An 18,802-nucleotide genomic window follows, 5' to 3' on the forward strand; every position below is an offset into this window, starting at 1 on the left:
AGCGCCACAAGGGCATTGGCGACGTTGTAGTGGCCGGGCAGCCGGATGCCGACGCGATGGTGCACGCCCGCGGGGTCCACTGCGGTGAACTCCTGTCCGCCCGCGCCCATCGGCGCCACGTCGACGGCGCGCCAGTCGGCCGCTTCGCCGGTGGCGCTGACGGTCACAGCGTCGCCGGCCCTCATGGCCATCGCGCGCCCGGCGTCGTCGTCGATGCAGACGATGACCCCGCGGGCGCGCAGCGGCGAACCGGGGTCGAACAGCGCTGCCTTGGCCTCGAAGTAGTCGGCCATGGTGCCGTGGAAGTCGAGGTGGTCGCGGGACAGGTTGGTGAACGCGCCCACCGCGAAGCCGGTGCCGTCCACCCGCCCCAGCGCCAGTGCGTGGCTGGACACCTCCATGACCACCGTGTCCACCCCTTGTTCGGCCATCGCCGCGAGCATCGCCTGCAACGCGGGAGCCTCCGGCGTCGTCAGCGCGCTGGGGATGTCGGCGCCGTCGACGCGGATGCCGATGGTCCCGATCAGCCCGGCCGTCCGCCCGCCGGCGCGCAGACCCGACTCGACCAGGTAGGTGGTGGTGGTCTTGCCCGACGTTCCGGTGATCCCGATGACCGTGACCTTCTCCGACGGGTTCCCGTACACGGCGGCGGCCAGGCCGCCGAGCACGCCCCGGGGCGCCGGGTGCACCAAGGTGGGCACCGTCGCGGCCGCGTCGCCCAGCTCGGCGACCCCGGTCGCGTCGGTGAGCACCGCGACCGCCCCGGCGGCGATCGCGTCGGCGGCAAAGCGGGCGCCGTGGGTGGCCGAGCCGGGCAGCGCGGCGAACAGGTCACCGGGCCGCACGTCCTGGGCGCGCAGCGTCACGCCGGTGACCGGGACGTCCGGCACGGCCACGCCGCCGGCCATCACCGCGCCGACCTGGGCGGCCAGCTCCGGCAACCGGGCGCCGGCGCCGGCGCTGGGGCGCAAATCAGTGGGCACCGACACACCTCCCGTCCACCCGCGCGGTCCTTTTGATCGGCCATGACACCCTACCGAGGGGCGCCCTCGTCAATTGAGTGTGAGTTCAGGGCCTTCAGTGTGCGCTGAGGGCGTGATTCGGGCCCGAATCCCGCCCAGCGTTCACTCCCGACGCCGTCAGCGCACAATCGACCGGCCAGCGCCGGCGACCGCCCTACGTGGCCTGCAGGGTGAGCGGCGGTCCCGGGTCCGGCGACAGCGGCACGTTCTCGCGCTGCATCAGCCAGCCGGCGATGTTGTGGAACAGCGGGGCCGCGGAGTGCCCTGGCGTGCCGTCGGCGTTGCGCTGCGGGTTGTCCATCATGATGCCGATGACGTAGCGGGGATTGTCGACGGTGGCCATGCCGGCGAAGGTGATCCAGTAGACGTCGTCGAAGTAGCAGCCGCATCCGGGGTTGATCTGCTGGGCGGTCCCGGTCTTGCCCGCCATCTGATAGCCGGACACCGCGGCGGCGGGACCGGTGCCCTGCTGGTAGCCCATCGGGTCGTGCTGTACGACGGCGCGCAGCATGCCCCGGACCGTCTGGGCGGTCTGCGGCGACACCACCCGGATGCCGTCCGGGTGCGGCTCTTCGGTGCGGGTGCCGTCGGGTGCGATGGTGGCCTTGATGATCCGCGGCGGTACCCGCAGGCCGTCGTTCGCGATCGTCTGGTACATGTCGGTCATCTGCAGCAGGGTCATCGAAAGCCCTTGGCCGATCGGCAGGTTCGAGAAGGTGCTGCCCGACCATTGGTCGATGGGCGGCACCAGCCCGGCGCTCTCACCGGGCAGGCCGACGTTGGTGCGCTGGCCGAGCCCGAACTTGCGGACCATGTCGTAGAAGCGTTCCGGGCCGACGCGCTGCGCCAGCATCAGGGTGCCGACGTTCGACGACTTCCCGAACACGCCGGTGGTGGTGTAGGGCATCACGCCGTGGTCCCACGCGTCGTGGATGGTGACGCCGCCCATCTGGATCGAGCCGGGCACGTGCAGCACCTCGTCGGGGTTGGACAGGCCGTACTCGATGACCGAGGACGCGGTGATCACCTTGTTCACCGACCCCGGTTCGAAGGGCGAGGACACCGTAAGGTTGCCCAGTTGCCGGTCGCCCTGGCGCCCGATGTCCTGGGACGGGTCGAAGGTGTTGTCGTTGGCCATCGCCAGCACCTCGCCGGTCTTGGAATCCAGCACGACGGCCGAAACGTTGTGCGCCCCAGACAGATTCTTCGCCTGCTGCACCTGCTGCTGGACGTAGAACTGGATGTCGTCGTCGAGGGTCAGCTGGACGGTCGAGCCGTTGACCGCCCGGTGCCGGTTGCGGTAACTGCCGGGGATGACCACGCCGTCGGAGCCGCGGTCATAGGTGACGGAGCCGTCGGTTCCCGACAGGACGGAATCCAGGGAATCCTCCAGCCCGAGCAGTCCGTGGCCGTCCCAGTCGATGCCGCCGACGACGTTGGCCGCCAGCGACCCGCCCGGATACTGGCGCAGATCCTGGCGTTCGGAGCCGACCTCGGGGAACTTGTCCGAGATCGCGCTGGCGACAGCGGGATCGACGGCGCGCGCCAGGTACACGAAGTTTTCGTTGCTTTGCAGCTTCTTCAGCACGGTCTGATAGTCCGGCTTGTTGTTCAGCCGGGCCGAGACCTCCTTGGCGATGTCGCGCAGCCGCTCCTGCGGATCGGGGGCGGCCGGGTTCTTCTTCCTCGCCTCCTCCAGCTGCTGGTGAATCCGCTTGGGCTGGAACGTCAACGCGCGTGACTCGATGGTGAACGCCAGCTGTTGGTTGTTGCGGTCCACGATGCTGCCGCGGACCGCCTTCTCGACGTCGGTGACCTTGAGCTGACCGGCCGCCTGGGCCCGCAGCTTCGGGGCGTCCGTGACCTGCAGGACGAACAGCTGGGCCGCCGCCACCGCCATCAGCACCAGGATCACCACGTTGCCGGCCCGATGCCGGAAGACGAACGACGCGCCGCGCGTCCCCATCTCCACGATCTGGCGGGTGCGCCGGTCGCGTGCCGAGTGCCCGACCGCCGCCGCCTCGGCGGAACGAGCTTGCTTGGGCTGCTTGGCGTTACGGGGCTTCTTCGGTTGCCGTCCGTCCTTGGGCTCCTGCGGCTTACGGGACCGGCGCGCCGGTCGCGCCGACGCCGACCGGCGCCCCCGCCCGTCCTCGCCGCGGCTCATCGGGGCGCACCCGGGGTGGCGACGGTGAGGGGCCCGGCCTGTTGGCCGTTAGCCGGCATGCCCGGCGGAAGGGCTTGAGGGGCCTGCGGCGCTTGGGCGGCGGGGCCGGGCAGTCCCGGCCGCACCGGGACCGGCACCTCCGCGGGTAGCGGAGCGGGCACCGGTGCGGGAGCCGGGATCGGCAGTCCCCCCATGGGAATCGACACCTCGGCGGGCGCCGGGGCCTGCGCGGGGCCCGCCGGGGACGGCAGCCCCGGCGTCGGCAGCACCGGCACCACACCCTGGAAGTGCCCCGTGGCCGGGCCGCCGGGCATCCCCGGCAGCGGGGCTAGGGCTGGTGACGGGACCTGCGCGGGCAGGTGCTGGCCGCCCACGGTCGACGAGCCGTCCGGCGCGCGCAACAGCGCCTCGGGTCCCGACCTCGCCGGCACCGGTGGGGCCCCCGGCGCCGGCATCACCCGGACGGGGACCTCCGGCGGAAGCGCCGGTGGCGGCGGAGCCGGTGGGGGCGCGTCGGAGATCTTGGTGTTCAGCGGCGGCGGCGGAACGCCGTCGGCCGGCTTCGGGCTGCCGACGACCACCCAGTTACCGGTCGGATCCTGGACCAGGTGTGCGGTGTCCCTCGTCGGGATCATGCCCTGTTTGCGCGCGGCTTCGGCCAGCGCGGGCGCGGACTCCGCCTCGCGCACATCGCGTTCCAGCGACTCCTTCTGCTGCTGCAGCATCCGGTTCTTCTCGCGGGCGTGGCTCAACTGATAGGAACGCTCGGCGGAGTCGGTGGACAACCACAGCGTCAGGCCCAGCCCCAGGCCGAGGGCGCCGATGATCAGCACGACGAACGGAACCTTGCTCGCCAGCGTCCGCGGCCGCAGGTCGATCGACGCGAGCCGGATGGCCAACCGCTCCGTCAAGCGGGGCCGGACGGCCTTGGGCGCCTTGGCTTTCCGCGCCTTGGCCCGCGCCTTGGCCTGGCTCGCACTCTTGGGCCGGCCCGAGCGCTCGACGGGCCGGGCGATCGGACTGGTTTGCGGCCCGGAGTTGTGCGACCGGCTTTCGCGGGCGTTGGCCGAGGCGGTCCCGGGCCGGGTGCGGCGCGACGACGCCGCGTCGGCCCCGGCGCGCCTGGCCTTGCGGGCCGACCCGTCGCGTCCGCCCCGCCGGTCGCCGCCGCCGCGACGCTTGGGCGTCTCGCGCGTTACCTTCATGAGTCGCCTTTCCCGCTAACCTGCAGTGATTGCGCGTCTGGTCCCAGCCGTTGCAGCGCCCGCAATCGCACGGCGGCGCTGCGGGGATTGCGTTCGACCTCGGGCGCGTCCGCGCGTTCGGCGCCGCGCGTCAACGACCGGAATCTCGGCTCGTGGCCAGGAAGTTCGAAGGGAAGATCCACCGGCGTGCGGGACGCGGCCGCATCGGCGAACACGCGCTTGACGATCCGGTCCTCCAGCGATTGGTAGGCCATCACCGCGATGCGCCCGCCGACGGTCAACGCGTCCAGCGCGGCGGGCAGGGCGTCGCGCAGTGAGGTCAGTTCGTCGTTGACGGCGATCCGCAGCGCCTGGAAGGTGCGCTTGGCCGGATGCCCGCCGGTGCGCCGGGCGGGCGCCGGAATCGCTTGGTACAGCAGCTCTACCAACTCCGCCGTCGAGGTGAACGGGGCGCGGGTGCGCCGGCGGACGATCTGCTTGGCGATGCGGCGGGCGAACCGCTCCTCGCCGTAGCGCTGCAGGATGTCCGCCAGCGAGGCCTCGTCGTAGGTGTTGACGACGTCGGCCGCGGTCAGCGGCGACGCCGGGTCCATCCGCATGTCGAGCGGCGCGTCCTGGGCGTAGGCGAAGCCCCGTTCGACGCGGTCCAGCTGCATGGAGGACACGCCGAGGTCGAACAGGATCCCGTCGACGGATTCGGCTGCGGCATAGCCAGATTCGGCCAGCGCGTCGGCGATGCCGTCGTACCGCGTGCGGACCAGGGTGACCCTCTCGGCGAACCGGCCCAGCCGGTCCCGGGCGATGTCGAGGGCGCTGAGATCGCGGTCGAGGCCGATCAGCCGCAGCCCGGGTAGCTCGGTCAGGAATCGTTCGGCGTGACCACCGGCGCCGAGCGTGGCGTCGACGAGGACCGCGCCGCCCCCGTCGGGATGCCGGCGCGTCAGGGCGGGGGTGAGCAGCTCGACGCAGCGGTGCAGCAGGACGGGCACATGCCCGAAATCATCCGAATTCTCAGCCACCGCAACGCCTCCCCGGACGGCGCGGGCCGCCCTTGCATCCGGGTCTCTGTCCGAAGGTACGAACCTGGCGTTGGGGAAGTACGCCAGGGTCGGTTCGGGCAGAGGCCACGATGCACGGGCATGCGCCTCAGATAATGTCGCCGAGTGCTTCATCGCTGGCCGCGGAGAAGTTCTCTTCGTGGGTCTGCTGGTAGTCGTGCCAGGCCTGCGCATCCCAGATCTCGAGGTAGTCGACCGCTCCGATCACCACGCAGTCCTTGGTCAGGTTCGCGTACCGGCGGTGGTCGGCCGACAGCGTGATGCGGCCCTGCGCGTCGGGGTGCTGCTCGTCGGTGCCGGCGGCGAGATTGCGCAGGAAGGCCCGGGCTTCGGGGTTGCTGCGTGAGGTCTTGCTGGCCCGGCGCGCCAGCTGCTCGAATTCCGCCCGGGGATAGACCGCGAGGCTGTGGTCCTGGCTCTTGGTGACCATCAACCCCCCTGCCAACGAGTCGCGGAACTTGGCGGGCAGCGTCAGCCGCCCCTTGTCGTCGAGCTTGGGCGTGTAGGTGCCGAGAAACACCAGCTCACCTCCCGTGGAGACCCGGCTCTCGCCTCACCCAAACGCTTCAGCCACCATACCCCACCATCCCCCACTTCGCCCCATTATTGCGGTGTCGCCGCGGCGTTTTGCGGGTTGTCCGCCACCAAGCCCTGCCCTGGTGTCGGCCGACGGCTGCCCCCATCCCATGGCCGTCCGACCTCGACGCCGAAAAATCGCACCTCAGCGCCGTGGAACCGCCGGGTGGGGCGCGGTGGGGCTTCCCAGTGGGGCCCGGTGGGGCGTATCGAGCGCCGGGGGGCTCAGTTTGGGCTCAATTGGGAGTCGAAATGGATTCCGCCCGGTGCATCGCCTCGCTCGAGCGCAAAAAAAGAGGTAGCCGTGATGGCTACCCCTGGTGACGCCTCTTGCCGTCCGTCGTTTCCGCTACTCGTCGAAGCGCCGGCGGAAGCGGTCCTCCATGCGACTGGTGAACGAGCCGCCGCCCTTGTTGCGGCGCTGGCGCGCCGAGCCGGGCGCCGATCCGGAGCGATCCGGCCTGCCCGCCAACCGCGGGCCGGTGATCGCATAGACCACGCCGCCGAACATCACGATGAAGCCAAAGACACTCAGGATCGGGAAACTTCCGATCATCGTGGCCTTGAAAGCCACCCCGGAGACCAGCATCGCCAGGCCGATGACGAACAACGCCGCGCCCTGCAGGCGCCGCCGCGCCGTCGGCGCGCGCAACCCTCCGCCGCGGACGCTCGACGCGAATTTGGGGTCCTCCGCGTAGAGGGCGCTCTCGATCTGATCGAGCATCCGCTGTTCATGATCGGAGAGTGGCATTCGTCCCTCCTTGCCGACAGTTTGACACGTAACTATCGATAGCACGCGGATGCCCGTTGTCAGGGCAACTACCACAAATGATACGAGGTCAATCTGCGCCGTACCACTGGTTCGGCAGCGATTCTATCCCGGGCGCGCTCCCACGCCCGCGGACCTCGCAACGACGGTGCGCCGCAACCCGCTTGCCGAAGCGGCGCGCCTCGCCGTGTCATCGGAGGCTGCTACGCGAAGCCGCCGGGCGCGCGGAGCCGCGGGGGTCGGATAATGGCGACAGCGGCACGGGGCCGAACTCTCACCTGAAGCCACCCGATGAGGAGGACACCGCGAGTTGGCGATATTCCTCATCGATTTGCCGCCGAACGATATGGAGCGCCGCCTGTCTGACGCCCTCGGGGTCTACGTCGAAGCGATGCGATACCCGCGGGGCACCGAGAACCAGCGCGCCGCGATGTGGCTCGAACACATCCGTCGGCACGGCTGGCAGGGGGTGGCCGCTGTCGAGGCCGAGGCGCCCGAGGGTCCCGGCGCCCAGGCCCCGTCGGCCGCCGAATTGAGCGATGCGCCGCTGCTCGGCGTGGCGTACGGCTACCCCGGGGCGCCCGGGCAGTGGTGGCAGCAGCAGGTGGTCCTGGGCTTGCAACGCGGCGGCTCGCCGCCACAGGAGATCGCCCAGCTGATGAACAGCTACTTCGAGCTGACCGAGCTGCACATCCATCCCCGCGCGCAGGGCCGCGGCCTCGGCGAGGCACTGGCCCGCCGGCTGCTGGCCGGGCGTCCCGAGAAGAACGTCCTGCTGTCCACGCCGGAAATCAACGGAGAGCCCAACCGTGCCTGGCGGTTGTACCGGCGGCTGGGCTTCACCGACGTCATCCGCCGCTACCACTTCGCCGGGGACCCACGCGCGTTCGCGATCCTGGGCCGCGCCCTTCCGCTGTAGCGACACCGCCCGCGGCGCCACACCCGGCGCGCCGGATCTGGCACGATGACCTCGTGCACGCCAGCCCCGCCCCGGTCCGATCCCGCGGCTTCACGCCCCGGCGGCGTCGGGCCCTGGCCATCGCGATGCTGCTGCTGATCGTGCCGCTGGCCAGCGGGTGCCTGCGGGTCCGGGCGTCGCTCACCATCTCGCCCGACGACCTCGTGTCCGGGGAGATCATCGCGGCGGCCAAACCGAAGACGCCGAAGGACACCGGCCCCCAGCTCGACACCAATAACCTGCCGTTCGGCCAGAAAGTGGCCGTGTCGAACTACGACAGCGACGGCTACGTGGGCTCGCAGGCGGTGTTCTCCGATCTGACCTTCGCCGAGTTGCCGCAGCTGGCGAACATGAACTCCGACGCCCAAGGGGTGAACCTGTCGCTGCGCCGGAACGGCAACCTGGTGATCCTCGAGGGCCGGGCGGACCTGACCTCGGTGACCGACAACGACGCCGACGTCGAGCTGACGGTCGCCTTTCCCGGCGTAGTGACCTCCACCAACGGCGACCGCGTCGAGCCGGACGTGGTGTCGTGGAAGCTCAAACCGGGCGTGGTGACCACGATGAGCGCCAACGCCCGCTATACCGATCCGAACACCCGCAACTTCACCGGCGCGGGCGTGTGGCTGGGCATCGCGTCCTTCGCCGCGGCCGGCGTGGTGGCGCTGCTGGCCTGGATGAGCCGCGACCGCTCCCCGCGGCTCACCGCGCCGCGCGACCAGCCGCCCAGCTAGCTAGGGCGACCAGTAGTCCAGCATCTCCGCGAAGGTCTGGAACGCAGGCCCGGAAACCCCGTAGGTCGCCTCGAAATGGACGCTCAGCGGGAAGCCGAGTCCGGCCACGCCGTCGATGACGCGCTTGTACAGGTCGACCATCAGCCGGCGCTTCTGGTCCGGTTCGCTGGCGGCCAACCGTTGGACGAACTCCTGCTCGCCGGCCACGGCGGAGTTGCCGGGGTCCTGAATCAGCCAGTTGATCAGCCCGACACGGCTCTCCACCTTCGGCACGAACCCGAAGGACAACAGGATCTCGGGCCGGTGATCGGTGTTCTCGGCGAAGTCGGTCAAAAAGCCCACGATCGCGTCGGAATACAGCAGCTGCGTCATGCCGTACGTCGCGCCCTGGTTGCATTTGAAGTTCAGCCGGCCCTGTTCGCCCTCGCGGGTGGGGATCACGATCACGCCGCGGTTGGTGACCAGGTCGCGATAGATCGACAGGGCGTCGGTCGGTGCGACGCCGGAGCCCTCACCGTCGTTCATGGTGCGGGGGACGCCGACGAAGACGACGCCCTCCATCCCGGCGGCGCACAGTTCATTAAGCCGCCGGCGCAGTGAATCCTCGTCCATGAACGCGGTCACCTGCGTGCACAGGCCCTGGAAGCCCGGCAATTCGGGCTTGATGATCGACCAGAAGTCCAGCACGTCGAATTTCGGCTTCATGGCCACGGGCCGATCGTCGTCTTCCGCGATCATCCCGGGGATCATCACGTGCCGGATCCGGCCGTCGAGGCCGAACTCGCCCGAGTACCGCACCACTTTTCGCGCGTCTTCGAGTGCCCGCTCCTTGCCGTCTTCGACGTTGGGCGGCACCAACTCGAGCGCGATGGTGTTGAGGGTCACGCGGCTCCTATCGATCGGATCCATCAGACGACTTGTCTCCCAGATCGCCAGCATAGGGGCGGAATAGTGAGGCAGTCGAAGCAACTGGGGCGTCCGAACCGACATACACTGTCGGCCCAGGGACAAGCCGAGCAGAAAGGGGCGCCGCGCTGAGCCTGAAAGCTTCGGAGGCAGCGGCAACCGTCGAGTTGACCGGCGCGATCACCGAGCAACTTCGGCGATACCTGCGCGACCGGCGCACCCGGACGGCATACATCGGCGCCGACTACGACGTCCTCGTCGCCGCCCTGGAGGACTTCGTGCTGGGCGGCGGCAAGCGTTTGCGGCCCGCCTTCGCCTATTGGGGCTGGCGGTCGGTGGCGGACGGGGAGCCCGAACCCGAAGTGTTGCTGCTGTTTTCCGCGCTCGAACTGCTGCAGGCCTGCGCGCTGGTGCACGACGACGTGATCGACGACTCCTCCACGCGCCGCGGCAAGCCGACCGCGCATGTCCGCTTCGCCGCGCTGCACCGCGACCGGGGCTGGCGCGGCTCCGCGGAGCGGTTCGGGACGTCGGCGGCGATCCTGCTCGGCGACCTCGCGCTGGCCTGGGCCGACGACATCGTCTTCGGGGTGGGACTGCCGCCCGACGCCCGCGGGCGCGTCCAGCGCGTGTGGGCCGACATCCGCACCGAAGTGCTCGGGGGGCAATACCTCGACATCGTCGCCGAGAACAGCGGCGCAGAGTCGATCGCGTCGGCGATGAACGTCGACACCTTCAAGACCGCCTGCTACACCGTGGCGCGGCCGCTGCAGCTGGGCGTGGCGGCCGCCGCCGACCGGCCCGACGTGCAGGCCGCGTTCAAGGAATTCGGGACCGACATCGGCGTGGCGTTCCAGCTGCGCGACGACGTGCTGGGTGTCTTCGGCGACCCCGCCGTGACGGGCAAGCCGTCCGGCGACGACCTGAGGTCCGGCAAGCGAACCGTGCTGCTGGCCGAGGCGCTGGAGCTGGCGGACAAGTCGGACCCCTTGGCGGCCAACCGGTTACGCAGCTCGATCGGTGCGCAACTGACCGACGCGCAGGTGGCCGAGCTGCGCGACGTCATCGAGTCGGTGGGCGCGCTGGCCGCGGCTGAGCAACGTATCGCCGCGCTGACCGAACGGGCGCTGGGCACGCTCGCGGCGGCACCCGTCAACGCGGCGGCCAAGGCGGGGCTGGCCGAGCTCGCCAGGATGGCCACGAATCGGTCCGCCTGATCAGATGACGACCCTCTCTCCTGCGAAACACTCGGTGTCGCAACATTTTTCACGGCTGGTCGCGTTCGCCGCCACCCCGGAGGCCCGACCGGCGAAGCTGGGCTTGCTGGGCTCGGTGTTGATCACCCTGGGCGGGCTGGGCGCCGGCAGCACCAAACCGCACGACCCCCTGCTGGAAGCGCTTCACCTGTCCTGGCTGCGCTTCGGCCACGGACTGGTGCTGTCCTCGATCGTGTTGTGGGCGGGCGTGGGCCTCATGCTGGTCGCGTGGGTGATGCTGGGCCGGCACGCGCTGGCCGGGAACGTCACCGAGTTCACCATGCGCGCGACCACCGGCTTCTGGCTGGCGCCGCTGCTGTTGTCGGTGCCCGTCTTCAGCCGCGACACCTACTCCTACCTGGCCCAGGGCGCGCTACTGCGCGACGGGTTCGACCCCTACGCCGTCGGCCCGGTCGCCAATCCAAACACCTTGCTGGACAACGTGAGTCCGATTTGGACGATCACCACGGCGCCCTACGGGCCGGCGTTCATCCTGATCGCCAAGCTGGTCACGATGGTGGTGGGCAACCACGTGATCGCCGGCACGATGCTGCTGCGCCTGTGCATGCTGCCCGGATTGGCGCTGCTGATCTGGGCGGCTCCCCGGCTCGCCCATCACCTGGGAACGAACGGCGCGCTGGCGCTGTGGATCTGCGTTCTCAACCCCCTCGTGCTCATTCACCTGATGGGTGGCGTGCACAACGAGATGCTGATGGTGGGCCTGATGGCCGCGGGGATCGCGCTCAGTTTCCAGGGCCGCCACGTCTGGGGCGTCGTGCTGATCACGGCGGCGATCGCGGTCAAGGCCACCGCCGGGATCGCGTTGCCCTTCCTGGTGTGGGTGTGGATGCGCCACCTGCGTGACCGGCGGGGATACCGGGCCCTCCCGGCGTTTTTGGCGGCCACCGCGACCTCCCTGGCGGTGTTCGCGGTCGTGTTCGCGATCCTGTCCGCGGTGGCCGGTGTCGGGCTGGGGTGGCTGACCGCGTTGGCCGGGTCGGTGAAGATCATCAACTGGCTGACCGTGCCGACCGCGGTCGCCAACCTGATCCACGCGCTGGGCAGCGGCTTCTTCCCGGTCGACTTCTACGCCACGCTGCGAATCACCCGGTTCATCGGCATCGCGATCATCGCGGTGTCATTGCCGCTGTTGTGGTGGCGTTTCCGGCGCGACGACCGCGCCGCGCTGACCGGGATCGCGTGGTCGATGCTGATCGTGGTGCTGTTCGTCCCGGCCGCGCTGCCCTGGTACTACTCCTGGCCGCTGGCGGTGGCGGCCCCGCTGACCCAGTCCCGGCGGGCGGTCGCGGCCATCGCCGGCCTGTCGACGTGGGTCATGGTGATCTTCAAACCCGACGGCTCGCACGGCATGTATTCGTGGCTGCACTTTTCGCTCGCCACCGCCTGCGCGCTGGCGGCCTGGTACGCGCTGTACCGGGCGCCCGAGGCGCGCGAGCTACAGCCCGACGAGACCGAATCCGTCAGTACGCCATAGCCTGCGCGCGCCGCACGACTTCGCGCGCCTGATGGCAATGCAGGGCGTCGACGGGACGGGCGTTGCTGATCGCGTCGCGAGTGCCGTCGCGCGTGATCGTCAGCGACGGGTCGGGGGTGAAAAGCCAGCGCACGATCTCCGTCTCGTGATAGCCACCGTCGTGCAGGATCGTCAACAGCCCCGGCAGGCTCTTGACCACCTCACCGGAGTTGGTGAAGAACACCTGGGGCACCACGACCCCGCCGCCGCGCTTGACCGCGACCAGGTGCCCCTCCCGCAGCTGCTGCTGCACCTTGCTGACCGAGATGCCGAGTATTTCGGCCACCCCCGGCAGATCGTAGGTCGGCTCGTCGGGATCCAGGACGTCGTCGCCGGCCGGAACACTGCTCACGGCGCCAGTGTAGGCCCTGCTTAGCGCCTTGGGCCTACGTTTTCGCGTGCCGCACCTACGATGGCCCCGTGACCGGAGCAGGGACGCGCGACCCCGTCGAGGGCACGTTGCTGGACGGCCGCTACCGCGTGGAGTCCAGGATCGCCAGCGGCGGCACCTCGACGGTGTATCGGGGCCTCGACGTCCGGCTCGACCGCCCGGTCGCGGTGAAGGTGATGGACTCCCGCTATGCCGGCGACGACCAATTCCTGACCCGCTTCCAGCTCGAGGCGCGCACGGTCGCCCGCCTGAAAAATCCCGGCCTGGTCGCGGTCTATGACCAGGGCATGGACGCCCGGCATCCGTTTTTGGTGATGGAGCTCATCGAGGGCGGAACGCTGCGCGAGCTGCTGGCCGAGCGCGGCCCGATGCCGCCCCATGCCGTGGCGGCGGTGCTTCGCCCGGTGTTGGGCGGGCTGGCCGCCGCGCACCGGGCCGGGCTGGTGCATCGCGACGTCAAGCCCGAGAACGTCCTGATCTCCGACGACGGCGACGTCAAGATCGCCGACTTCGGCCTGGTCCGTGCCGTCGCGGCCGCCGGAATCACCTCCACCAGCGTCATTCTCGGCACGGCCGCCTACCTGTCGCCCGAGCAGGTGCGCGACGGCAACGCCGGCCCGCGCAGCGACGTCTACTCCGCCGGGATCCTCACCTACGAGCTGCTGACCGGGAGCACGCCGTTCACCGGCGACTCGGCGTTGTCGATCGCCTACCGGCGCTTGGACGCCGACGTGCCGCCGCCCAGCGCCGCGATCGACGGCGTGCCACCGCAATTCGACGAATTGGTGGCGCGCGCGACCGCGCGCGACCCCGGCGACCGGTACGCCGACGCCATCGAGATGGGCGCCGACGTCGCGGCGATCGCCGAGGAACTCGCGCTGCCGGACTTCCGGGTGCCGGCGCCGCGCAACTCCGCCCAGCACCGTTCGGCGGCGCTGCACCACAGCCGGATGAGCCAGCGGCCGGCCCCCGCGGCGCCGCCGGTCCGCAATCCCACCCGGCAGCTCCCCCGCGACACCGATGACCGCGAAAACGAATACCAGCCGGTCGCAGGCGAATTCGCCGGGATCGCGATGAGCGAGTTCGTCTGGGCCCGCCAGCACGCGCGGCGGATGGTGCTGGTGTGGGTGGCCGTCGTGCTGGCGCTCACCGGGCTGGTCGCCACCGTGGCCTGGACCATCGGAAGCAATCTCAGCGGCCTCCTATAAGCGCGAGCCGCCGGACTGGGCTCAGTCGCGCAGCATCTCGGCGACCAGGAACGCCAGCTCCAGCGACTGCTGGGTGTTCAGCCGCGGGTCGCAGGCCGTCTCGTAGCGCCCGGCCAGGTCGGTGTCCGAAATGTCTTGGGCCCCACCCAGACACTCGGTGACGTTCTCGCCGGTGATCTCGACGTGGATGCCGCCGGGATGGGTGCCCAGCGCGCGGTGCACCTCGAAGAACCCCTGCACCTCGTCCACGATGCGGTCGAAGTGGCGGGTCTTGTAGCCGTTGGACGACTCGTGCGTGTTGCCGTGCATCGGGTCGCACTGCCAGATCACCTGGTGCCCGGTGGCCTGCACCTTCTCCACGATCGGCGGCAGCAAGTCGCGCACCTTGTTGTTGCCCAGCCTGCTCACCAGCGTCAGCCTTCCGGGCTTGTTGTGCGGGTCGAGGCGCTCCACGTATTCGACGGCCAGCTCGGGGGTCATCGTCGGTCCGATCTTCACGCCGATCGGGTTGGCGATCACCTCCGCGAACGCGACGTGGGCGCCGTCGAGCTGGCGGGTCCGCTCGCCGATCCACACGGTGTGCGCCGACAGGTCGTACAGCTGCGGTTCGCCGCCCTCGACGTCGGACAGGCGCAGCATCGCCCGCTCGTAGTCGAGCACCAAAGCCTCGTGGCTGGCGTAGATTTCGGCGGTTTGCAGGTTGCGATCGGCCACCCCGCAGGCGCTCATGAACTTCAAACCCCGGTCGATCTCGCTGGCCAACGCCTCGTACCGCGCGCCGGCCGGCGAGGTCCGGACGAATTCCCGGTTCCAGTCGTGCACCAGGTGCAGCGACGCCAGGCCCGACGAGGTCAGCGCCCGCACCAGGTTCATCGCGGCGCTGGCGTTGGCGTAGGCGCGCACCAGCCGCGACGGGTCGTGCTCGCGGGCCGCGGCGTCGGGCGCGAAGCCGTTGATCATGTCGCCGCGGTAGGAGCGCAGGCCCAGCGCGTCGAGGTCGGCCGATCTGGGCTTGGCGTACTGGCCGGCGATGCGGGCCACCTTGACCACCGGCATGCTGGCGCCGTAGGTCAGCACGACGGCCATCTGCAGCAGGGTGCGGATGTTGCCGCGGATGTGGGGTTCGGTGTTGTCGACGAACGTCTCCGCGCAGTCGCCGCCCTGCAGGAGGAATGCCTCGCCCCGGGCGACCTGCGCCAGCTGATCCTGCAGCCGCACGATCTCGGACGGCACGGTCACCGGCGGCACGCTCTCGAGGACCGTGCGCATGGCGGCGGCCTGTTCGGCGTCCCAGCTGGGCTGCTGGGCGGCCGGCTTGGCCAGCGCGGCGTCCAGTCGCGCCCGCAGCTCGGTCGAGAGCGGCGGCAACGGCGGCAGCTGCTCGATCGGTATGTCGACGGTCCAGTTCATCGGTCCATGGTAACCGGGTCTGAACAGTGCCTGATCACGACTGATCAGGGCGAACGCCCCCCGCGCCCTCGGCGGAGGTGATCAGCCGGAATCGGCGGAGCTGATCGCGGGCGTCGACCAGGGCGTCGTGGGCGTCCTTGGGTCGCGGCGGCATTTGGGGGGATCCGCGCTCCTCCCACAGCTGCCGCACTTCCCTGGTGAAGCGGGGTATCGCCTGGGGCAGCGCCGGCATCGCGCCCCACAACTGGCACAACGCCACGTGGTCGTAGGCCCCCACCCACGCCCACAGTTCGATCGGCTCGGCGCCGCCGACCCCGAAAAACTCCTCCAGGTCTTCGCGGATCTGCTTGCGCGAGCGCCACAACTGCGACGACGGCGGCGGCAGCTTGGGCAGCACGTTGGCCCGGACCCAGCTACCGGCGCGCTCGGGGTCGAATTCGGTGGACACCGCGTAGTACTCGCGGCCGTCCTCGGCGACCACCCCGATCGAGATCAGTTCGATCGTGCGGCCGTCCTCGATGAATTCCGTGTCGTAGAAATACCGCACGGGCGCAGCCTATCGGCTGATCAGGATGGGCCCGGTCGGCGGCGGCGCCGCGTGCACGTCATGGTCGAGCTGCGCGTCGACCAGGCGCTTGTCGGGCAGGCGCGGGGTGCCCGCAATCGCGCACTGCACCCACAGCTTGACCCGCACGACCGGGCGGCGCAGCCTGCGTTCCCGCTGCAGCGCGCGCCGCATCTTGTCGGGCTGGGTGGTATAGCGCCAGCGGGCCCACGGGGCATGTGGGCGCGACAGCCGGATCGCGCCGATGACCAGCAGCACGACGATGAACATGCCCAGCAGTCCCGTCCACACCTTGCCCTTCAGCAGCACCACCACGGCCAGCGGCAGCGTGAACACCAGCTCACCGGCCACCCCGGCGCGCAGCGCCACCGCGTCGGCGCCGTGCCAGAACGGCAGGAAGAACATCAACGGGTGCAGGCCCATCATCAGCAGCCCGGCCACCGCCACCGCGGCGAACACGGCGTCCACCGACGTGCGGCCGTCCTCCTCCCAGTACACGTCCGACAGGTGCAGGATCAACGCGTACTCGTCGAGGACCAGCGCCGCGCCGATCCCGAAAAGGCTTGCGGCCAGGGTGAATTCGGGTTCCTGCCCGCTGATGGACAGGGTCACCAGCATCAACCCCGAGAGCATCACCAGGACCACCCCGAACGCCACATGGTGGATGTGCACTTCCCCGATGTGGACGTTGCGCGGTTGCCACCATCGGGCCGGGCGACCGGTCTGGGCGCGGTGGCGGATGACCCGCACGCACGTTCGCGTGACGAAAAAGGTCAGGATGAAGGCGATCAGGCAGCACAGCAACGGCAGCCGGCCGCGGTCGATGATGTCGTGCGCGAACCAGTGGGCCACCCCGAACACGAACCAGTGGAGCACGCTAGAAACGTACGCCTGCATTTCCGGGCAGGGCGGGAGCCGCGCTGCGACACGGCGCGGATCCCGAGACCCATTACGCTGTTCTGCGACATGAGTAGATGGCGGGCGCCCGGCGTGGGCCTGAGCGAACGTGGCCCCGGGCGGGTGTTGCTGTGGTGCCTCCTGTGGCTGGTCGCCGCCGCGGCGATGTACTACGTGGCCTCGGGCCTGTTCGGGCACACCCCGTACCGCATCGACATCGACGTCTATCAGATGGGCGGCCAGGCCTGGCTGGACAATCATCCCCTCTACCGCGGCGACGTGAAGTTCCACACACCGATCGGGCTGAACCTGCCGTTCACCTATCCCCCGCTGGCGGCCATCGTGTTCTGCCCGTTCTCCTGGCTGCACATGCCGGCCGCGAGCGTGGCGATCACCGTGCTGACGCTGGTGCTGCTGATCGTCTCGACGACAATCCTGCTGACCGGCCTCGACGTGTGGACCACGTCGGCGGTGCTGGGTGGCCCGGCGTGGCTGCGCCGGCTGTGGTTGGCGGTGCTCATCACGGCCGCCGCCGCGACCTGGCTGGAGCCGATCGTTTCCAACTTCGCCTTCGGCCAGATCAACGTCGTGCTGATGACGCTGGTGATCGCCGACTGCGTGCCGCGCCGCACGCCATGGCCGCGCGGCCTGCTGCTGGGCCTGGGGATCGCGCTGAAACTCACCCCGGCGGTTTTCCTGCTGTATTTCCTGCTGCGCCGGGACAACCGCGCGGCGCTGACGGCCATGGCGTCGTTCGCGGCGATGACCGTGCTGGGCTTCGCGCTGGCGTGGGGCGATTCGTGGGAGTACTGGACGCGCACCGTCCACCACACCGACCGGATCGGTGAGGCCGCGCTGAACACCGACCAGAACATCGCGGGCGCCCTGGCCCGGCTGGGCCTCGACGAGCACGAGCGGTTCCCGCTGTGGGTCGCCGCGTGCCTGCTGGTGCTGGCGGCGACGATCTGGGCGATGCGGCGGGTGCTGCGGGCCGAAGAGCCCATCATGGCGGTGATCTGCGTCGCGCTGTTCGGTTTGGTGGTCTCGCCGGTGTCCTGGTCCCACCACTGGGTCTGGGCGCTGCCGACGGTCCTGGTGACGGGCGTGCTGGCCTGGCGGCGCCGCAACGTCGCGCTGGGCGTGCTCAGCGCCATCGGCGTGGCGCTGATGCGGTGGACCCCGATCGACCTGCTGCCCAAGCACCACGAGACCACCGCGAACTGGTGGCGCCAGCTGGTCGGGGCGTCCTACGTGTGGTGGGCGTTGGCGATCATCGTCGCGGCGGGGCTGACGATCACGGCCCGAACGAGCCGGTCCCAGCCGGCCACGGCCACCCCGACACCGGTGGCCGCTACCAGTTAGCCGACTGCCGTCTCGGGAATCCGCGCGGCCTCATCGATCGATTCGGAGTCGTTGCCCCGGTCCTTGACGCTGGCCGCGTAGATGTCGACGTACTCCTGCCCGGAGAGCCGCATCAGCTCGTAGATCACCTCGTCGGTGACGGCCCGCTCGATGAAGCGGTTGCCGGCCATACCCTCGAAGCGGGAGAAGTCCATCGGCTTGCCGAACCGGACGGTGACGCGGCCGAAGCGCAGCATCGTGCTGCCCGGCGGGTTGACCACGTTGGTGCCGATCATCGCCACCGGGATCACCGGAACGCCGGTGTGCAGCGCCAGCCGCGCCAGCCCGGTCTTGCCCTTGTACAACCGGCCGTCGGGCGAGCGGGTGCCCTCGGGGTACATGCCCAGCAGCTTGCCCTGCCGCAGCACCTGCTCGGCGGTGTTGAGCGCGGCCTGGGCGGCGTCGGCGTCGGTGCGGTCGATCGGCACCTGGCCGACGGCGGTGAAGAACCACCGGCTGAACCAGCCCTTCAGACCGGTCCCGGTGAAATATTCGGCCTTCGCGAGGAAGGTGATCCGGCGCCGGACCACCAGCGGCAGGAAGAAGCTGTCCATCACGGCGAGGTGATTGCTCGCCAGGATCGCCGGGCCGGACGTCGGAACGTATTCCAGCCCTTCAACTTTCGGTCGGCCGAGCAGCGACAGCAACGGGCCCAGCAGGATGTACTTGAATAGCCAGTACCACATGGCCCTCCCTCTCGCCCGCCACCCGCAGTGTTCTGGCCAACTGTACCGATCGCCGGGGC

Annotated in this window: 18 protein-coding genes; 6 read left to right on the forward strand and 12 right to left on the reverse strand. The window is 70.0% G+C overall.

Annotated elements, in window-relative coordinates:
• The 6 genes from murE to A5655_RS01010 form a co-directional block, all read right to left on the reverse strand.
• Nucleotides 1-989 (reverse strand): UDP-N-acetylmuramyl-tripeptide synthetase (murE, locus tag A5655_RS00985; RefSeq protein ID WP_156764627.1); only part of this gene is annotated, 989 nt, incomplete at its 3' end.
• Between the two features lie 187 nt (nucleotides 990-1,176).
• Nucleotides 1,177-3,189, reverse strand: a complete 2,013-nt coding sequence (locus A5655_RS00990) for a penicillin-binding protein 2 (RefSeq protein WP_067004628.1) — start codon at nucleotides 3,187-3,189, stop codon at nucleotides 1,177-1,179.
• The gene (locus A5655_RS00995; protein WP_067004630.1) at nucleotides 3,186-4,394 is read right to left on the reverse strand and encodes a hypothetical protein; all 1,209 of its coding nucleotides are present in this window, start codon (nucleotides 4,392-4,394) and stop codon (nucleotides 3,186-3,188) included. Before A5655_RS00995 ends, A5655_RS00990 begins: the two co-directional genes overlap by 4 nt.
• Complete coding sequence (gene rsmH, locus A5655_RS01000; protein ID WP_156764628.1) at nucleotides 4,391-5,566, reverse strand: 16S rRNA (cytosine(1402)-N(4))-methyltransferase RsmH; 1,176 nt, start codon at nucleotides 5,564-5,566, stop codon at nucleotides 4,391-4,393. The genes A5655_RS00995 and rsmH overlap by 4 nt, the downstream gene beginning before the upstream one ends.
• A complete protein-coding gene (gene mraZ / locus A5655_RS01005) occupies nucleotides 5,541-5,972 on the reverse strand; it encodes a division/cell wall cluster transcriptional repressor MraZ (RefSeq protein ID WP_067004634.1) in 432 nt (143 codons plus the stop codon). The genes rsmH and mraZ overlap by 26 nt, the downstream gene beginning before the upstream one ends.
• A 405-nt stretch (nucleotides 5,973-6,377) precedes the next feature.
• Nucleotides 6,378-6,779 (reverse strand): DUF3040 domain-containing protein, encoded by a 402-nt coding sequence (locus tag A5655_RS01010; protein ID WP_067004636.1) that lies wholly within the window; start codon nucleotides 6,777-6,779, stop codon nucleotides 6,378-6,380.
• Nucleotides 6,780-7,107: 328 nt separating this feature from the next.
• Here A5655_RS01010 and A5655_RS01015 point away from each other — a divergent pair, with 328 nt between their 5' ends.
• Together A5655_RS01015 and A5655_RS01020 are read left to right on the forward strand one after the other, a co-directional pair.
• The gene (locus tag A5655_RS01015; RefSeq protein ID WP_067004638.1) at nucleotides 7,108-7,716 is read left to right on the forward strand and encodes an N-acetyltransferase; all 609 of its coding nucleotides are present in this window, start codon (nucleotides 7,108-7,110) and stop codon (nucleotides 7,714-7,716) included.
• A gap of 125 nt (nucleotides 7,717-7,841) precedes the next feature.
• Complete coding sequence (locus tag A5655_RS01020) at nucleotides 7,842-8,489, forward strand: DUF3153 domain-containing protein (RefSeq protein WP_067004640.1); 648 nt, start codon at nucleotides 7,842-7,844, stop codon at nucleotides 8,487-8,489.
• Here the strand turns inward: A5655_RS01020 and A5655_RS01025 are convergent, their stop codons facing one another.
• Complete coding sequence (locus A5655_RS01025) at nucleotides 8,490-9,374, reverse strand: mycobacterial-type methylenetetrahydrofolate reductase (protein WP_067004682.1); 885 nt, start codon at nucleotides 9,372-9,374, stop codon at nucleotides 8,490-8,492. It lies immediately after the preceding gene.
• 188 nt (nucleotides 9,375-9,562) lie between these two features.
• Between A5655_RS01025 and idsA2 the strand changes: the two genes are divergently transcribed.
• Nucleotides 9,563-10,612 (forward strand): bifunctional (2E,6E)-farnesyl/geranyl diphosphate synthase, encoded by a 1,050-nt coding sequence (idsA2, locus tag A5655_RS01030; RefSeq protein ID WP_067004642.1) that lies wholly within the window; start codon nucleotides 9,563-9,565, stop codon nucleotides 10,610-10,612.
• Nucleotides 10,613-10,616: 4 nt separating this feature from the next.
• The gene (locus tag A5655_RS01035; protein WP_067004644.1) at nucleotides 10,617-12,146 is read left to right on the forward strand and encodes an alpha-(1->6)-mannopyranosyltransferase A; all 1,530 of its coding nucleotides are present in this window, start codon (nucleotides 10,617-10,619) and stop codon (nucleotides 12,144-12,146) included.
• Here the strand turns inward: A5655_RS01035 and A5655_RS01040 are convergent.
• Nucleotides 12,133-12,537, reverse strand: coding sequence for an Rv2175c family DNA-binding protein (locus A5655_RS01040; protein WP_067004646.1), 405 nt, complete (start codon nucleotides 12,535-12,537; stop codon nucleotides 12,133-12,135). The two genes, A5655_RS01035 and A5655_RS01040, sit on opposite strands and share 14 nt — an antisense overlap.
• 68 nt (nucleotides 12,538-12,605) lie before the next feature.
• Here A5655_RS01040 and A5655_RS01045 point away from each other — a divergent pair, with 68 nt between their 5' ends.
• The gene (locus A5655_RS01045) at nucleotides 12,606-13,784 is read left to right on the forward strand and encodes a protein kinase (RefSeq protein WP_067004648.1); all 1,179 of its coding nucleotides are present in this window, start codon (nucleotides 12,606-12,608) and stop codon (nucleotides 13,782-13,784) included.
• A 21-nt stretch (nucleotides 13,785-13,805) separates the two neighbouring features.
• Here A5655_RS01045 and A5655_RS01050 read toward each other — a convergent pair whose 3' ends face one another.
• From A5655_RS01050 to A5655_RS01060, 3 genes are read right to left on the reverse strand one after another with little or no spacing between them, the layout of a single operon-like run.
• Entirely contained in the window at nucleotides 13,806-15,194 is a 1,389-nt protein-coding gene (locus tag A5655_RS01050) for a class II 3-deoxy-7-phosphoheptulonate synthase (protein ID WP_067004650.1), read from the reverse strand.
• A gap of 34 nt (nucleotides 15,195-15,228) precedes the next feature.
• Complete coding sequence (locus A5655_RS01055) at nucleotides 15,229-15,741, reverse strand: polyadenylate-specific 3'-exoribonuclease AS (protein ID WP_067004652.1); 513 nt, start codon at nucleotides 15,739-15,741, stop codon at nucleotides 15,229-15,231.
• A 9-nt stretch (nucleotides 15,742-15,750) separates the two neighbouring features.
• On the reverse strand, nucleotides 15,751-16,635 hold the full coding sequence (locus tag A5655_RS01060) for a hypothetical protein (RefSeq protein WP_067004684.1): 885 nt from the start codon (nucleotides 16,633-16,635) through the stop codon (nucleotides 15,751-15,753).
• A gap of 90 nt (nucleotides 16,636-16,725) precedes the next feature.
• On the opposite strand from A5655_RS01060, the gene A5655_RS01065 reads away from it, so the two are divergent.
• Nucleotides 16,726-18,018 (forward strand): glycosyltransferase 87 family protein, encoded by a 1,293-nt coding sequence (locus A5655_RS01065; protein WP_067004654.1) that lies wholly within the window; start codon nucleotides 16,726-16,728, stop codon nucleotides 18,016-18,018.
• Here A5655_RS01065 and A5655_RS01070 read toward each other — a convergent pair.
• Nucleotides 18,015-18,743, reverse strand: coding sequence for a 1-acyl-sn-glycerol-3-phosphate acyltransferase (locus A5655_RS01070; RefSeq protein WP_067004656.1), 729 nt, complete (start codon nucleotides 18,741-18,743; stop codon nucleotides 18,015-18,017). The two genes, A5655_RS01065 and A5655_RS01070, sit on opposite strands and share 4 nt — an antisense overlap.
• Nucleotides 18,744-18,802: the final 59 nt, after the last annotated feature.

Origin of the sequence: Mycobacterium sp. 1081908.1 (assembly GCF_001673535.1) — a bacterium.
Classification (GTDB): domain Bacteria; phylum Actinomycetota; class Actinomycetes; order Mycobacteriales; family Mycobacteriaceae; genus Mycobacterium.

Coding starts and splice junctions, on each gene's coding strand:
- A5655_RS01050 (WP_067004650.1), bottom strand. CDS start 15,194: ATGAACTGGACCGTCGACATACCGATCGAGCAGCTGCCGCCGTTGCCG.
- A5655_RS01010 (WP_067004636.1), bottom strand. CDS start 6,779: ATGCCACTCTCCGATCATGAACAGCGGATGCTCGATCAGATCGAGAGC.
- A5655_RS00990 (WP_067004628.1), bottom strand. CDS start 3,189: ATGAGCCGCGGCGAGGACGGGCGGGGGCGCCGGTCGGCGTCGGCGCGA.
- A5655_RS01070 (WP_067004656.1), bottom strand. CDS start 18,743: ATGTGGTACTGGCTATTCAAGTACATCCTGCTGGGCCCGTTGCTGTCG.
- A5655_RS01065 (WP_067004654.1), top strand. CDS start 16,726: ATGAGTAGATGGCGGGCGCCCGGCGTGGGCCTGAGCGAACGTGGCCCC.
- rsmH (WP_156764628.1), bottom strand. CDS start 5,566: ATGAAGCACTCGGCGACATTATCTGAGGCGCATGCCCGTGCATCGTGG.
- A5655_RS01020 (WP_067004640.1), top strand. CDS start 7,842: ATGCTGCTGCTGATCGTGCCGCTGGCCAGCGGGTGCCTGCGGGTCCGG.
- A5655_RS00995 (WP_067004630.1), bottom strand. CDS start 4,394: ATGAAGGTAACGCGCGAGACGCCCAAGCGTCGCGGCGGCGGCGACCGG.
- A5655_RS01035 (WP_067004644.1), top strand. CDS start 10,617: ATGACGACCCTCTCTCCTGCGAAACACTCGGTGTCGCAACATTTTTCA.